The sequence below is a fragment of the Hymenobacter citatus genome (assembly GCF_014333615.1).
Lineage (GTDB): Bacteria > Bacteroidota > Bacteroidia > Cytophagales > Hymenobacteraceae > Hymenobacter > Hymenobacter citatus.
On sequence record NZ_JACSCY010000007.1, the window covers coordinates 1 to 13710 of the forward strand.

A 13710-nucleotide genomic window follows, 5' to 3' on the forward strand; every position below is an offset into this window, starting at 1 on the left:
GAGCGGTCCGGACGGGACTCGAACCCGCGACCTCCGCCGTGACAGGGCGGCATTCTAACCAACTGAACTACCGAACCAGAGTACTTTGTGTGCCGAAAAACCGTCTGTCTTTCCGTTAAAGTGATGCAAAGGTAGGGGGCTGACGGACATTGTCAAACCCCGACGTGCTTTTTGCCTAAAAAAAGTGCCCTTGCCAGCGGTTATCGCTGTTTTTCAGGGAGATTATTTTTTGCTTTGTCTTTCCTGAAGTCGATTTAAGGTCGGTGCACAGGTTTCGCTTACCTTTGTCTTCTATTCTTTTTCCGCCATCCCGCGCATTCTTTCTTCTGCAATGCTCCTCGATTTCGAACAACCCATTGCCGCCCTCGAAGGCAAGCTCCGCGAAATGCAACAACTGGCCGACGATAGCCAGGTAGATGTATCGGAGGCCGTGGCCGCTTTGGAAGCCAAAATAAAGGCCCTCAAAAAGGAAACCTACGCCAACCTCACCCGCTGGCAGCGCGTGCAGCTCTCGCGCCACCCCGACCGCCCCTACACCCTAGAGTACATTGAGGGCATGACCGACAAGTTCATCGAGCTGCACGGCGACCGAACCGTGGCCGACGACAAGGCCATGGTGGGCGGTTTTGCCGAGTTGGGCGGCCGCTCCGTGATGTTCATTGGCCAGCAAAAAGGGCACAACACCAAGCAGCGGCAGTTCCGCAACTTTGGGATGCCCAACCCCGAAGGCTACCGCAAGGCGCTGCGCCTGATGAAGCTGGCCGAGAAGTTCAACAAGCCCATCATCACCCTCATCGACACGCCCGGCGCTTTCCCTGGCCTGGAAGCCGAGGAGCGGGGGCAGGGCGAGGCCATTGCCCGCAACCTCAAGGAGATGTTCTTGCTGAAGGTGCCCGTTATCTGCGTCATCATTGGCGAGGGTGCCTCGGGTGGAGCCCTGGGTATTGCCATCGGCGACCGGGTGCTGATGCTGGAAAACACTTGGTACTCCGTGATTTCGCCCGAGTCGTGCTCCAGCATCTTGTGGCGCTCCTGGAACTACAAGGAGCAGGCTGCCGAGGCCCTCAAGCTCACGGCCACCGATATGCTGGGCAACAAGCTCATCGACGGCATCATCAAAGAGCCCCTGGGCGGCGCCCACATCGCCCCCGACAAAATGATTGCTACCCTCAAGAAAACCCTACTCAAAACACTCGACGAGTTGGAAGCCATTCCGCACGAGGAGCGCATCAGCCAGCGCATCGACAAGTTCTCGGCGATGGGCGTGGTAGTGGAATAGAGTAGAGGCAGTATCTAGAACAGAAGTGTCATCCTGAGCGGAGCGAAGGACCTTCTCACGGCAGCACGACCATCGTACCAACGATTCGTTCTTGCGTAAGAAGGTCCTTCGCTGTGCTCAGGATGACATTTTTTTGTTATTTACGCCCTACCCACCCAACTTCCTACCCATGACCTTACACACAATTGATACCGGCTTTTTCAAACTCGACGGTGGCGCCATGTTTGGCGTGGTGCCGCGCACGATGTGGGAAAAGCTGAACCCGCCGGATGCCAACAACCTCTGCACCTGGGCTATGCGCTGCCTGTTGGTGGAAGATGGCAACCGCCTGATTCTGGTGGATACGGGCATGGGCAACAAGCAGGACGCCAAGTTTCGGAGCCACTTTCACCCGCACGGCGATGCCACGCTGGAAGGCTCTCTGCGCGAAAAAGGCTTCACCACGGCCGACATCACCGACGTTTTCCTGACGCACCTGCACTTCGACCACTGCGGCGGCGCCGTAGTGCGCACCCCCGACGATAAGCTGGTGCTGGCCTGCCCCAACGCTACCTACTGGAGCAACGAGGCCCACTGGGATTGGGCCGTAACGCCTAATGCCCGCGAAAAAGCGAGTTTTCTGAAGGAAAACATCCTACCCATCCAGGAAAGCGGCCACCTACAATTCGTGGACCCTACCCAGGGCGTGCCCGGCGCATTGCCGGCGTTCAAGGAAATCATCTTTGCCGATGGGCATACCGAGAAAATGATGGTGCCGGTACTGGAATACAGAGGCCGCACCGTGGCTTACATGGCCGACTTGCTACCTAGTGTGGCCCATATTCCGCTGCCCTACGTGATGAGCTACGACATGCGCCCCCTGGTGACGCTCAGCGAAAAAGAGCAGGTACTGCGCCGCGCCGCCGAGGAAAACTGGGTGCTGCTGCTGGAACACGACCCCGCCGTGGAGGCCTGCACCGTGCAGCTAACAGAAAAGGGCATGCGCGTAGCCGACACGTTCCGGCTAGACGAGTTATAAGCCGGCAGGGTAGAAAATACAGCTATACACCCCAGGGCTGAAGCCCTGGACTACAGAGCGGTTGCGTATGACGTCCTACTGATTAGCCTAAAGCCTCAGCGTTGGGGGCATGGCTCACGATGATAGGAATGGTTAACGCTCGACTGATCTTAGCCGTTAAAGCTGTAAACTCACCATCTCACCATCTCACCATCTCACTATTTCACCAACTCACCACATGCTGGCACTAGCCTTATCGGGTGGCGGGGCGCGGGGCATTGCGCATTTGGGCGTGCTGGCAGCTCTGGATACGCTGGAGTTGCCGGTAGGCCGAGTGGCCGGCGTATCATCGGGGGCCATTGCGGGGGCGTTTTATGCGGCGGGTTTTTCGCCGGCCGAGATTTTGCGCATGCTTACCAGCGTGAATATTGCCCGACTCACGCGCTTGGCGCTTAGCCGCTACGGCCTACTGCACCTAACGGCGGTAGAGCAGCTATTTGTCAGTCATTTGGGCGCCAATGCCACCTTCGCCGACCTGCGTCTACCCCTCACGCTGGTAACAACGGACCTGACAGAGGGTGTATCGGTGGAGTTTTCGGAGGGGCCGCTGATTCCGCCGCTGCTGGCGTCGGCGGCGGTGCCTATTGTGTATCGGCCAGTGGAGTACCAGGGTAGGCAATTGGTAGATGGAGGCCTGCTCAACAACCTGCCCGTGAGTGCGGTAGAAGGTAAAGGAATGCCGGTAGTGGGCATCAACTGCAACCCCAGCAACCGGGCGGCGCGCATCACCACCTTCCGTGGGCTGATTGAGCGGGTACTACACTTGGCCATCAGCACCAACACCCTGGCCAGCAAGCAGCGCTGCGACCTGCTGCTGGAACCCGACGAGCTGCGCACCTACCGCCCCTTGCAGTACCGCCAGGCGCAAACGCTGTTCAATATCGGCTACTACTATACCATGGGTAGGGCCAAGGAATTGACGGCGCTGCTGGGGTAGCGCGTTATTTTTCCTAGTTTTGACGACTGTTTTTCCTGCGGCCCCATTTCTTGGGGTTGCTTCGTCTTTTCTACCCTATGGCCGCCCGCAAAACGTCTACGTTCTGGTACCTGTTCTCGAAGTTCTGGTTTTGGATAACCGGTTGGCACCTAGGGCCACAGGTGCCGCCCGGCATCAAAAAAAGCATGATGATTGCCGCGCCTCATACCAGCAACTGGGACTTCATGTTTGCCCGCGCCGCGTTCTTTCTAATGGATGTAGACGTGAAGCTGACCATCAAAAAAGAATGGACGACCATTCCCGTGCTCGGCGCGCTGGTTCGCTCCCTGGGCGGCCTAGCCGTAGACCGTAGCCGCAACAACAGCCTCGTGGATGGTATGGTGCAACTCTTCAACGAGCGCGACGAGCTGGTGATTCTCATTACGCCCGAAGGTACGCGCAAGTACCAGCCCAAGTGGCGCAAGGGCTTCTACCACGCCGCCATGGGCGCCGGCGTACCCATCCTGCTCGGCTACCTCGACTACAAAAACAAAGAAGCCGGGGTAGGGCCTGCCTTCTGGCCTACCGGTGACTACGAAAAGGACTTGGAGGAAATCAAAGCCTTCTACCGCACCAAGCAGGGCCGCTTCCCTACGCAGGGCATTCGGTGAGAGGTGAAATGGTGAAGTTGTGAAATGGTGAGTTTTTCGGCGTCTGTGCGTACGAGAAAGGGTAGGGAATGCGACCGAAGCGTGTAGGTATTGCGTATCTTCAAACGAGCCACGAACAACTCACCCACTAGCCCTATGGAAAAGCTGCAAATATTCCTCGTCATTCTAGCTGGGCTAGGGGTGTTCATTTGGCGCATGGTGCAGAAAGCCATCGAAACCACGGCCCGCGAGAGCCAGGAGCGGCCTCGTCCCAAGGTGCCCAGCCTACCCGACACCTCGTTCAAAGAGCTGTTGAAGCAGATGCAGGCGCAAAATCAGCCTGACGCCGCGCCCCGGCCACAACCCACCCCTCCACCAACAACGCCCGCAGGTCGGCCACTACCCCGCGAAGTTGCCCCGCAGCCTCATAGCCTGGAGCGCACCGAAGTGCGGCCGGTTTCTTTGGAAGAAAAAGCCACGGCTCGCGCCAATCAGGAAACTGCACCCCGCGCCCGTCGGGCCGCTACCTTGCCCCGCGCTACCACCAGTATCCCAAGCGCTTACAACGTGCCGACGAAGGCTAAGTCCAGCCAAACGCGCCGCACCGTGCGCGACACGCTCCGTAGCGCCTCCGATGTGCGGGCGGCTTTTGTGCTGAGCGAGGTGCTGCGGCGGAAGTTTTAAAGTAGAATAGATTACCGCTCCAGCGAGTCTGCTAATTCTCCGGTATCTTCAAGATATTGGAGTTTTACAAACTGCTGTCGAACGTTTTCAGATGTATCGCCTGTCGTTTGTTGGATATTGTGGATGACGTACTCAAGCGCTAGGCAGATATGATAGCGGTTTTGAGAGCAAAAGCGTGGTGGATTGCTTGGCCAATGTGCCTCATCAGGATTCAGGCGAAAAATGTGTAAGACATAATTACCGGTAGGGTCACCGCTGGGATACCAACCAACGTCTGCTAACCAACCAGCCGGGTCTAATTCCAGAGAACCTCCTTTTGCCTCAGGTGTTCGCATAGATTGTATCCATAGAAGGTCTTCTTTATAAGATTGAAAATTAGCAATGCCATTATCCTCTACAATCATGTCTTCATCACCAAAGGAATTGTAGCATACAGCCCAATTACTTGGTAGGCGAAACGGCATTAACTTGTTATAGTCCATACAATAATTTACTCCTGCGTCAGCGCGTACGTCACTAGGTTGGCGCCCATTTTTAGGGCCGATTCGTGCACGGCGGGCGTGTCTTCGGGGTAGGTGCCGAGGTCTTCCCAACCGTTGCCCAGGTCGCACTCGAAGCTGTAGAAGCACACCATGCGGCCTTTGTAGAGCAGGCCAAAGCCTTGCGGGCGCTTGCCGTCGTGCTCGTGCACTTTGGGTAGACCCTTCGGGAAATCAAATTTCTGGTGGTAAACGGGGTGGGAAAAGGGCAGCTCCACGAACTCCAGCTCCGGGAATACTTTCTTCATCTCGGGGCGGATGAACTTGTCGAGGCCGTAGTTATCGTCGATGTGTAGGAAGCCGCCGCCCATCAGGTAGCGCCGCAGGTTCTTGGCCTCGGCTTCGGTGAAAGCCACGTTGCCGTGGCCCGTCATGTGCAGGAAAGGGTAGGTGAGCAGCTCCGGCGAGTCCAGCTCCACGGTGGCCTCGTCGGGCGCGATGTTGGTTTTGAGCGTCTGGTTGCAGAAGCGAATCAGGTTGGGTAGGCTGGTTTTATTGGCGTACCAGTCGCCCCCGCCACCATAATGCAGCTTGGCAATCTTAAAGCTGGGCGCTACAGGCGCGGCCGCTATTGTGCAGAAAAATAATAAACTGAGAAGAAGGGTTTTGAGCATAATCGTGCAACGAAGGTTCCCGCAGAGGACGCAGAAGTAACGCAGAGGGGCGCTGAGGACGTTCAACGTTGCAGTAATTTAGCAACGTGTACGGTATGCACAGCAGCCAGCGCAGCCGTTTCGGTGCGCAGGCGTGTGAGGCCCAGCGCCACCGGTTGGATACCTAGCTGCCGGGCCGTAAGGATTTCCTCCGGGGTAAAATCACCTTCAGGGCCAATCAGAATGGAGCAGGTAGGCGCGTTGCCGGCCACCTGTGCCAGCTCGGTCCGCTCATCGTCGGCGAGATGAGCAATGAACGTTGTGGCCGGGTCGAGGGTAGGTAGCACGCGGGCGAAGTCCGTCAGCTCCTCCAGCTGCGGCAGCCACGCCTGCCCGGATTGTTTGAGGGCACTCACGGCAATTTTCTCCAGCCGGTCCAGCTTCAGCTCGCGCCGCTCGGAGCGGGCGCAACGCAGAAACGAGATGCGGTCAACGCCGATTTCGGTGGCTTTTTCCACCAGCCACTCCATACGGTCGAGGTTTTTTGTGGGAGCCACGGCCAGGTGCACCTGGTAGGCGCGGCGCGGCACCTGCGTTTCGTGGGTGATGTGCAGCTGGCAGCGCTTGGGGTTGGCATCCGTCACCTCTGCCTGAAATACGCTGCCTTGGCCGTTCACGAGCAGCACCGCATCGCCGGCCCCCAGACGCAGCACCCGTACGGCATGCTTGCTTTCGTCTTCGGGTAGGGTGTAAGCAGGAAGGGTAAGGGTAGGCGCGTAAAAAGTGTATGGCATAGGGCAAAGCTACGCCGAAATGCCGGGCGTTGCGGCGCCGGCTGCCTGCGGAGGTAGAACCTCAACATAACATTATACTACCGGCTTGCCGTACACAATAAACGAATAACCAACCCACTCAATACCTTAACCCTATGAAAGTCAACCTGAAAAAACTGTCAGACCAAGTCATCGTCATTACCGGCGCTTCGTCGGGCATCGGCCTCGTTACGGCGCGCATGGCTGCCAAGGAAGGTGCCAAGCTGGTGCTGGTGGCCCGCAGCGAAGACGCCCTGCGCCAGCTCACCGACGAGCTACAAAGCCAGAACGCACAGGCCGCCTACCTGGTAGCCGATGTGAGTAAGCAAGGGGAAGCCCAGCGCATTGCTCAGAAAGCGCAGGAGCAATTTGGCGGCTTCGATACCTGGATCAACAACGCCGGCGTTTCCATGTACGGCAAAGTGGAAGAGCAGTCGATAGAGGATATGCGCCAGCTGTTCGAGATTAACCTGTGGGGGCTGATATACGGCTCGCTGGAGGCCGTGAAGCATCTGAAACAGCGAGGCGGCGGGGCGCTCATCAACGTAGGCAGCGTGCTGTCCGACGTAACGGCCATTCTGCAAACCGTATACAGCGCCAGCAAACACGCCGTGAAGGGCTTCACCGACGGCCTGCGCATGGAGCTGCAAATGGAAGAGGCCCCGGTATCGGTCACGCTCATTCAGCCCGCGGCCATCGACACGCCCTACCCCCTGCACGCCAAAAACTACCTGGACAAGGTGCCCAAGCACGCTCCGCCTGCTTACGCCCCCGAAACCGTAGCCCGCGCCATCCTCAAATGTGCCGTTGCGCCGGCCCGCAATGTGGAAGTGGGCGGCGCCAGCAAGCTGTTCAAGGGCATGGAAGAATGGACGCCTACTTTACTGGATAAGTTCATGGAAACGAGCTTTGCGGAGCAGTCGAAGTCCGACCAACCGGCCCGCCAGAACCAAAAAAGCGGCCTTTACCAAGGTGTAGGTGAGCTGGAGGAGCGCGGCAACTACCCCGGCCACACTCGCGAGATAAGCACCTACACACAAGCGCGTTTGCACCCGGCCCTTACGGCTGCGCTGGTAGCCGGCGCAGGGGTAGCAGTAGCCGCACTGGCAAGAGGCCGAAATAAAGATAGCAAGGCGCCTACCCCACAGCGCAGTACGCAAAGCGCCCGTAATGCTACGGCCACAAGTGCTACCAAGCATAGTCCGGCCATGCCAGAATCTGGTCCGGCCGTTACGCCGGTGTAGAGTAAATACGATTTCTTTATTACACAGGACTACCGAACTGGCGCCTGCCGGTCCAACGCCAGTGTAGTAGTCCTATTATAAAAAGACCCCACCAACTCGTTGGTGGGGTCTTTTTGCTTGGAAAAGCTTCGTCGAGGTAGGCAGTGCTGAAACCTTATTTCAATGCCTCATTGAGTACACCAGCAAGCCGGATTCCAGCCTGCTGAATGCGCTGCTTCACCTGCGGGCCGTGCTCGGGAAAGTAAGCCCAGCCGTATGCTGGGTTCTGGGCCGCTTCGCCATAGATTTGCTCACAAAGCTGGTACGATTCGTAGAGCCACTGCGCAATATCGTCGTGCTGCCATTGGCGGCGCAAGTGGGCGGGCACGTGGTCGTACTGCTGGCCCATCTCGGAGTAGCTGAGGCCCTGGTAGTCCAGCAAGCCGCTATCCCAGAGGCTGTGCAGGTTGGTTTCCTTGCCGCGGTAAGTGAGCTTGATGCTGTTGCCGCCCCGGTCCTCCAGCCGACCCGCGTGCAGGGGCTGGTGCACATCGCCTACAATATGAATCACGAATTTCAGCGCCACGGCGCGCTCAGCCTTAGACTTGCTCTTGTCTTTTAGAATGGCAATGTTGTCCTGCAACGCTTTGTAGGCGTTCGGAATCGTCTGGCTTTTCAGGTTTTCGATGTACTGGTCGTGGTTGAGGCCGCTGGGCGTGTTCACATAGTGCCAGGGGCTGGTGCCTTTGTACTCAGGGGTAGGCGGGTAGAGAATTTCGTCGGGCCAGGTGCTTACCAGTGTAACGGTTTCGGTGCCGAGGAGAGCTTTTATTTCGCGCTGAGCTTTGCGGGTAAGGTGATGTTCGGCCAAGCGGCCCACGGCCCGGTGACCCTCTACGCCCCAAGCCTGGCAAAAGCTAAACGGAACAAGCAGTAAAAAAAGCAGCGGCAGAATGCGTTTGCGCATAAGAAAAAAAGAAAAAACGTGATGCAGCTACAAAGCTAGTGCTTAAAACGCTACCTGGCTGGCGAAAGCAACGCGGCAAAGTCGGTAGAAAGCCGGGCGGGTTGCCTCAACGGTGCAGTAGGGAAAGTTTTGTAGCTTTACCAACCCCCGTTTGGCTTCGGCCGCGGGCGTTCTGTTTTCTATCCACTTTACTTTCTCTTCATGCAAACTGCTACTGCCGCGCAGGGACATCCCTCGCAGGCCAGTCACCCGAAGGGCCTCTACATCCTGTTTATGACGGAGATGTGGGAGCGTTTCAGCTACTACGGCATGCGCGCCCTGCTCATTCTGTACATGACCCAGGCGCTGGTATTCAACAAGGAATTTTCCTCGCTGATTTACGGCAACTACACCAGCCTCGTGTACCTCACGCCCCTACTAGGCGGCTACATGGCCGACCGCTACTGGGGCAACCGCCGCTCTATCCTCATTGGTGGCCTGATGATGGCCATAGGGCAATTTAGCCTGTTTTTCAGTGCCAGCAGCTACCAGTCGGCCGGCGTGGCCATGCCGCTGTTCTACCTGGGTTTGGGCCTGCTGATCTTCGGCAACGGATTTTTTAAGCCCAATATCTCCTCTATGGTAGGCTCGCTTTACCCCGTGGGTGACAAGCGCATCGACTCGGCCTACACCATTTTCTACATGGGTATCAACCTGGGCGCGTTTTTCTCGCCGCTGGTGTGCGGTACGCTGGGCAATACGGGTAATCCTGAGGACTTTAAGTGGGGCTTTCTAGCCGCCGGCATCGGGATGCTCATCGGCTCGCTGACGTTTGAGTTGTTCAAAAACAAGTACGTGGTTACGGCTGAAGGGGCGCCGCTGGGTGCCAAACCCGAGCGCACGGTGGCCGAGTCGCCAGTGGTGCCCGTGCAGACGGATGGGCCGGTGCGGGCCACTACCGTTGCACAACCGGCCAAATCCGGTCTTAGCTCCGGCCGTATCCTCGCGTTTATCGGAATATTCGTGGTAGTCTATGGCGTCATTGCCTGGCTTATGAACTACGACTGGATTGGAGCCTTGGTCTTTGCGTCGATGATTGTGATGCCCCTGCTCATCCTGTCCGACTCGTCGTTGACGCGTCGGGAAAAGGAGAAAATCTACGTCATTTTGATTCTGAGCTTCTTCGTGATATTCTTCTGGGGCGCGTTCGAGCAAGCCGGGGCTTCCCTCACGTTCTTCGCCGACGAGCAAACGGATCGGAATTTAGGTTCCTACGTGGTACCGGCATCCTACTTCCAGTCGGCCAACGCGTTGTTCATTATCATTTTCGCGCCCATTTTTGCGGCCGTTTGGACGTTCATGGGCAAGCGCGGTATTGAGCCCTCTTCGCCTCTCAAGATGTCTATTGGTCTGATGCTGCTGGCCATAGGTTACCTCATCATTGCCTTTGGCGTGAAAGGGGTAGAGGCGAGCACCAAAGTGAGCATGTTCTGGCTGATTACCATGTACATGCTGCACACGTTTGGTGAGCTGTGTCTGTCGCCCATCGGCTTGGCCTTGGTGAATAAGCTGGCGCCTGCCCGCTTTGCTTCGCTGCTGATGGCCGTATGGTTCCTGGCTACTGCCGCCGGCAACAAGCTGGCCGGCGTGCTCAGCGGCCTGTACCCTCCCGGCCCCGGCGAGTTCGCCAAAGCCGCCCAGGAAGGCATCGACCTCCCCGCCATCCTCAACGGTGCGCAGCAAGCCAGCGCTACCGTTGTCGAAAAGTTGCAAAGCCTGGAGGTGCCCTACCAGTGGCCTACCTTCCTGGGCATCGAAATCACGAACCTCTACCAGTTCTTCATGATTTTCGTGGCCCTGTCGGCCGCCGCGTCCATCATTCTATTCTTCCTCTACCGTCGCCTCACGCGCATGATGGAAGAGCCGGTAGTGGCGAAATAAGTGCCCGCTCTTTTTGCTAAAAAGCCCCGGCGCAGTTTCTGCGTCGGGGCTTTTTTAGTGAAGTTGAGTCAAAATACGTCTGTCATCCTGAGCAGAGCGAAGAACCTTCTCACGCATGAACGATACTATAGCAGGTTCTTGAACAGTGTGAAGACGCGTGCTCATGTCTTATCGTCCGAGCTGCATAGTTCAACGACGAGACGCGAATACGCGTCTCTACACCATTCGTGAAACCGCTGTAGTACCAACGACTCGTTCATGCGTGAGAAGGTCCTTCGCGCTGCTCAGGATGACAGACGGGTAGGGAACCAAAAGTAGAACGGCCCCGCAACCAACGTTGCGGGGCCGTTCTATAAGCATCCGATTCAGCGAAATCTGCCAAATCAGCGACAAGCTGCGATGATTACATCATGCCGCCCATGCCACCCATGCCGCCCATACCAGCAGCACCGGCGCCAGCGCCGCCCTTGTCTTCCTCAGGCTCGTCGGTGATAACAGCTTCCGTGGTCAGCAGCAGACCAGCAATGCTGGCAGCGTTTTCCAGGGCCAGACGCGTTACCTTGGTGGGGTCCAGGATACCAGCCGACACCAGGTTTTCGTAACGGTCTTCGCGGGCGTTGTAGCCGTAGTCGCCTTTGCCTTCGCGCACTTTCTGTACTACTACTGAGCCTTCGCCACCGGCGTTGGCCACGATGGTACGCAGGGGAGCTTCGATGGCCGTGCGGATGATCTGCACGCCGGTTTTCTCGTCGCTGTTCAGCGTGTCTACGTCGTCCAAAGCGTCCAGAGCGCGCACCAGAGCCACACCACCGCCGGGTACTACGCCTTCCTCAACGGCAGCGCGGGTAGCGTGCAGGGCATCGTCTACGCGGTCTTTCTTCTCCTTCATCTCTACCTCCGTGCTGGCACCAATGTAGAGGATAGCCACACCACCCGACAGTTTGGCCAGACGCTCTTGCAGCTTCTCCTTGTCGTAGTCAGAGGTAGTGGTTTGGATTTGCGACTTAATCTCGTTTACGCGGGCCGTGATGGCCTCTTTCTCACCTTTGCCATTAACAATCGTGGTGTTGTCCTTGTCAATGATGATTTTCTCTGCCGTGCCAAGGTACTCAATCGTGGCGCTGTCGAGCTTGTAGCCGCGCTCTTCGCTGATAACCGTACCGCCCGTCAGAACGGCAATGTCTTCCAGCATGGCCTTACGACGGTCACCGAAGCCGGGAGCTTTCACGGCGGCAATTTTCAGCGAGCCGCGCAGCTTGTTTACCACCAGAGTAGCCAGGGCCTCACCATCTACGTCTTCCGAGATGATAACCAGCGGCTTACCCGTCTGAACTACCTGCTCCAATACGGGCAGCAGCTCTTTCATGGTGCTCACTTTCTTATCGTAGATCAACACGAAGGGGTTGTCGAACTCGGCCTCCATCTTCTCTGGGTTGGTCACGAAGTAGGGCGACAGGTAACCGCGGTCAAACTGCATGCCTTCCACCGTTTTCACTTCGGTTTCGGTGCCGCGGGCTTCTTCTACCGTGATAACGCCTTCTTTGCCTACTTTATCCATGGCATCGGCAATCATTTTGCCGATTTCCGCGTCGTTGTTGGCCGAGATGGTGCCTACCTGCGCGATTTCCGAAGAGTTTTCAATCTTCTTCGACTGCTTCTGCAAGTTCTCCACAACGGCCTTCACGGCTTTGTCGATGCCGCGCTTCAGGTCCATGGGGTTAGCGCCGGCCGCCACGTTCTTCGAACCAGCCGTGTAGATAGCCTGAGCCAGAACGGTGGCAGTAGTGGTACCATCACCAGCCTGATCAGCGGTTTTGCTGGCTACTTCTTTCACCAGCTGCGCGCCCATGTTTTCGATGGGGTCTTTCAGCTCGATTTCTTTGGCTACCGTCACACCATCCTTGGTAATGGTGGGGGCGCCAAATTTCTTGTCAATAACCACGTTGCGGCCTTTGGGGCCCAGGGTTACTTTCACGGCATTCGCCAGTTTATCTACGCCACGCTTCAAACGGTCGCGGCCTTCGGTATCAAATTGGATGTTCTTAGCCATCTTGGTATTGAGGGGGAATTACTGCAAAAAAGAAAGGAAACGGATATCGACTTACAGAACGGCAAAAATGTCCGACTCCTTCATGATGAGGTAGTCTTTGCCTTCCACAGTGATTTCAGTGCCGGCGTATTTGCCGTACAGCACTTGGTCGCCCACGCTTACCTGGGGCTTAATGGCAGTGCCATTGTCGGCCACTTTGCCTTCGCCTACGGCTACTACTTCGCCGCGCTGGGGCTTCTCCTTGGCCGTGTCGGGGATGATGATGCCAGATTTGGTCTTTTCCTCGGCAGCGGCCGGCGCGATGATAACGCGGTCAGCCAGCGGTTTAATGCTTAGTGACATATTGGTTGTTTTGGGTGAAAGTGAATGTAAAACTAAGGGGTGTTGGCAGAGGAACACTTCTTGTGCCAGCCCACTAAAACCTGACAGAATGAACGCCCGAAGTGCATTTTTCGGGCTTTTGGCCTGTCAGGACTGCCATACGTGGCAGGGTGGCGGTAGTTGAAGCGGCAGTACGCACTACCCTGTGCCTGGCAGCAGGTAGCCGCGCAGGCCATAAAAAAACCAGCCGCTCCTTGAGGAAACGGCTGGTTTATCATGACGAAAAGGATAGGGCTACTCTGCGGCTGGCGCGGGGGCAGGAGTAGTCGGTGCCGGGGTAGCAGGCTGCTGCGCAGGTGCGCCTGCCGGGGCCGGGGTAGCACCCGTGCCTGGCAGAGCCGGCGAGGAGGGTAGAGCCGGCGTTTCGAGGGCACGCTGCTGGTTGATGCTGCGTACGGGGCCGTTGCCGCCACCGCCACCCAGCATGTGGCTGCCCAGCGACAACACCATCAGGGCAATAGCAAAGCCCCAGGTCAGTTTTTCCAGCAAGTCGCCGGTGCGCTTCACGCCCATCAGCTGGGCCGTGCCGCCCGCGCCGAACTGGCTGGAAAGTCCGCCGCCCTTGGGGTTCTGGGCCAAAACGACCAGTGCCAGCAGCAAGCAAACGATAAAGACAAGAACAAGCAGTGCGTAATACAT

The 13710-nt window shown here is 57.2% G+C and carries 14 protein-coding genes and 1 tRNA gene; 7 read left to right on the forward strand and 8 right to left on the reverse strand.

The window, feature by feature from the left end; genetic code table 11:
• Positions 1–3 precede the first annotated feature (3 nt).
• Positions 4–77, reverse strand: a tRNA-Asp gene (locus H8B15_RS10585).
• Between the two features lie 254 nt (positions 78–331).
• Here H8B15_RS10585 and H8B15_RS10590 point away from each other — a divergent pair.
• The 5 genes from H8B15_RS10590 (at position 332) to H8B15_RS10610 (ending at position 4586) form a co-directional block, all read left to right on the forward strand.
• Positions 332–1279 (forward strand): acetyl-CoA carboxylase carboxyltransferase subunit alpha, encoded by a 948-nt coding sequence (locus H8B15_RS10590; protein ID WP_187319664.1) that lies wholly within the window; start codon positions 332–334, stop codon positions 1277–1279.
• 169 nt (positions 1280–1448) lie between these two features.
• Entirely contained in the window at positions 1449–2297 is an 849-nt protein-coding gene (locus H8B15_RS10595; RefSeq protein ID WP_187319665.1) for an MBL fold metallo-hydrolase, read from the forward strand.
• A 217-nt stretch (positions 2298–2514) separates the two neighbouring features.
• On the forward strand, positions 2515–3273 hold the full coding sequence (locus H8B15_RS10600; RefSeq protein WP_187319666.1) for a patatin-like phospholipase family protein: 759 nt from the start codon (positions 2515–2517) through the stop codon (positions 3271–3273).
• A gap of 77 nt (positions 3274–3350) precedes the next feature.
• The gene (locus H8B15_RS10605; protein ID WP_187319667.1) at positions 3351–3923 is read left to right on the forward strand and encodes a 1-acyl-sn-glycerol-3-phosphate acyltransferase; all 573 of its coding nucleotides are present in this window, start codon (positions 3351–3353) and stop codon (positions 3921–3923) included.
• A gap of 135 nt (positions 3924–4058) precedes the next feature.
• The gene (locus H8B15_RS10610) at positions 4059–4586 is read left to right on the forward strand and encodes a hypothetical protein (RefSeq protein ID WP_187319668.1); all 528 of its coding nucleotides are present in this window, start codon (positions 4059–4061) and stop codon (positions 4584–4586) included.
• 11 nt (positions 4587–4597) lie between these two features.
• Here H8B15_RS10610 and H8B15_RS10615 read toward each other — a convergent pair whose 3' ends face one another.
• The 3 genes from H8B15_RS10615 to H8B15_RS10625 all read right to left on the reverse strand — a co-directional run bounded on the left by H8B15_RS10615 (position 4598) and on the right by H8B15_RS10625 (position 6512).
• On the reverse strand, positions 4598–5068 hold the full coding sequence (locus tag H8B15_RS10615) for a hypothetical protein (RefSeq protein ID WP_187319669.1): 471 nt from the start codon (positions 5066–5068) through the stop codon (positions 4598–4600).
• 8 nt (positions 5069–5076) lie between these two features.
• A complete protein-coding gene (locus H8B15_RS10620; RefSeq protein ID WP_187319670.1) occupies positions 5077–5739 on the reverse strand; it encodes a DUF4159 domain-containing protein in 663 nt (220 codons plus the stop codon).
• A gap of 62 nt (positions 5740–5801) precedes the next feature.
• On the reverse strand, positions 5802–6512 hold the full coding sequence (locus H8B15_RS10625) for a 16S rRNA (uracil(1498)-N(3))-methyltransferase (protein ID WP_187319671.1): 711 nt from the start codon (positions 6510–6512) through the stop codon (positions 5802–5804).
• Positions 6513–6646: 134 nt separating this feature from the next.
• Here H8B15_RS10625 and H8B15_RS10630 point away from each other — a divergent pair, with 134 nt between their 5' ends.
• On the forward strand, positions 6647–7774 hold the full coding sequence (locus tag H8B15_RS10630) for an SDR family oxidoreductase (protein WP_187319672.1): 1128 nt from the start codon (positions 6647–6649) through the stop codon (positions 7772–7774).
• 154 nt (positions 7775–7928) lie between these two features.
• Here H8B15_RS10630 and H8B15_RS10635 read toward each other — a convergent pair whose 3' ends face one another.
• Positions 7929–8720, reverse strand: a complete 792-nt coding sequence (locus H8B15_RS10635) for a S1/P1 nuclease (protein WP_187319673.1) — start codon at positions 8718–8720, stop codon at positions 7929–7931.
• 201 nt (positions 8721–8921) lie between these two features.
• Between H8B15_RS10635 and H8B15_RS10640 the strand changes: the two genes are divergently transcribed.
• Positions 8922–10640, forward strand: coding sequence for a peptide MFS transporter (locus H8B15_RS10640; protein ID WP_187319674.1), 1719 nt, complete (start codon positions 8922–8924; stop codon positions 10638–10640).
• A 403-nt stretch (positions 10641–11043) separates the two neighbouring features.
• On the opposite strand, the gene groL is transcribed toward H8B15_RS10640, so the two are convergent.
• The 3 genes from groL to secG all read right to left on the reverse strand — a co-directional run bounded on the left by groL (position 11044) and on the right by secG (position 13710).
• On the reverse strand, positions 11044–12690 hold the full coding sequence (groL, locus tag H8B15_RS10645; RefSeq protein WP_187319675.1) for a chaperonin GroEL: 1647 nt from the start codon (positions 12688–12690) through the stop codon (positions 11044–11046).
• A gap of 51 nt (positions 12691–12741) precedes the next feature.
• The gene (groES, locus tag H8B15_RS10650; RefSeq protein ID WP_185283850.1) at positions 12742–13032 is read right to left on the reverse strand and encodes a co-chaperone GroES; all 291 of its coding nucleotides are present in this window, start codon (positions 13030–13032) and stop codon (positions 12742–12744) included.
• Between the two features lie 273 nt (positions 13033–13305).
• Positions 13306–13710 (reverse strand): preprotein translocase subunit SecG, encoded by a 405-nt coding sequence (gene secG / locus H8B15_RS10655; RefSeq protein WP_187319676.1) that lies wholly within the window; start codon positions 13708–13710, stop codon positions 13306–13308.

What these genes read in the sequence shown, in the direction of transcription:
- H8B15_RS10590 (WP_187319664.1), top strand. Translation starts at nt 332, where the DNA reads ATGCTCCTCGATTTCGAACAACCCATTGCCGCCCTCGAAGGCAAGCTC.
- H8B15_RS10595 (WP_187319665.1), top strand. Translation starts at nt 1,449, where the DNA reads ATGACCTTACACACAATTGATACCGGCTTTTTCAAACTCGACGGTGGC.
- H8B15_RS10600 (WP_187319666.1), top strand. Translation starts at nt 2,515, where the DNA reads ATGCTGGCACTAGCCTTATCGGGTGGCGGGGCGCGGGGCATTGCGCAT.
- H8B15_RS10605 (WP_187319667.1), top strand. Translation starts at nt 3,351, where the DNA reads ATGGCCGCCCGCAAAACGTCTACGTTCTGGTACCTGTTCTCGAAGTTC.
- H8B15_RS10610 (WP_187319668.1), top strand. Translation starts at nt 4,059, where the DNA reads ATGGAAAAGCTGCAAATATTCCTCGTCATTCTAGCTGGGCTAGGGGTG.
- H8B15_RS10615 (WP_187319669.1), bottom strand. Translation starts at nt 5,068, where the DNA reads ATGGACTATAACAAGTTAATGCCGTTTCGCCTACCAAGTAATTGGGCT.
- H8B15_RS10620 (WP_187319670.1), bottom strand. Translation starts at nt 5,739, where the DNA reads ATGCTCAAAACCCTTCTTCTCAGTTTATTATTTTTCTGCACAATAGCG.
- H8B15_RS10625 (WP_187319671.1), bottom strand. Translation starts at nt 6,512, where the DNA reads ATGCCATACACTTTTTACGCGCCTACCCTTACCCTTCCTGCTTACACC.
- H8B15_RS10630 (WP_187319672.1), top strand. Translation starts at nt 6,647, where the DNA reads ATGAAAGTCAACCTGAAAAAACTGTCAGACCAAGTCATCGTCATTACC.
- H8B15_RS10635 (WP_187319673.1), bottom strand. Translation starts at nt 8,720, where the DNA reads ATGCGCAAACGCATTCTGCCGCTGCTTTTTTTACTGCTTGTTCCGTTT.
- H8B15_RS10640 (WP_187319674.1), top strand. Translation starts at nt 8,922, where the DNA reads ATGCAAACTGCTACTGCCGCGCAGGGACATCCCTCGCAGGCCAGTCAC.
- groL (WP_187319675.1), bottom strand. Translation starts at nt 12,690, where the DNA reads ATGGCTAAGAACATCCAATTTGATACCGAAGGCCGCGACCGTTTGAAG.
- groES (WP_185283850.1), bottom strand. Translation starts at nt 13,032, where the DNA reads ATGTCACTAAGCATTAAACCGCTGGCTGACCGCGTTATCATCGCGCCG.
- secG (WP_187319676.1), bottom strand. Translation starts at nt 13,710, where the DNA reads ATGTATTACGCACTGCTTGTTCTTGTCTTTATCGTTTGCTTGCTGCTG.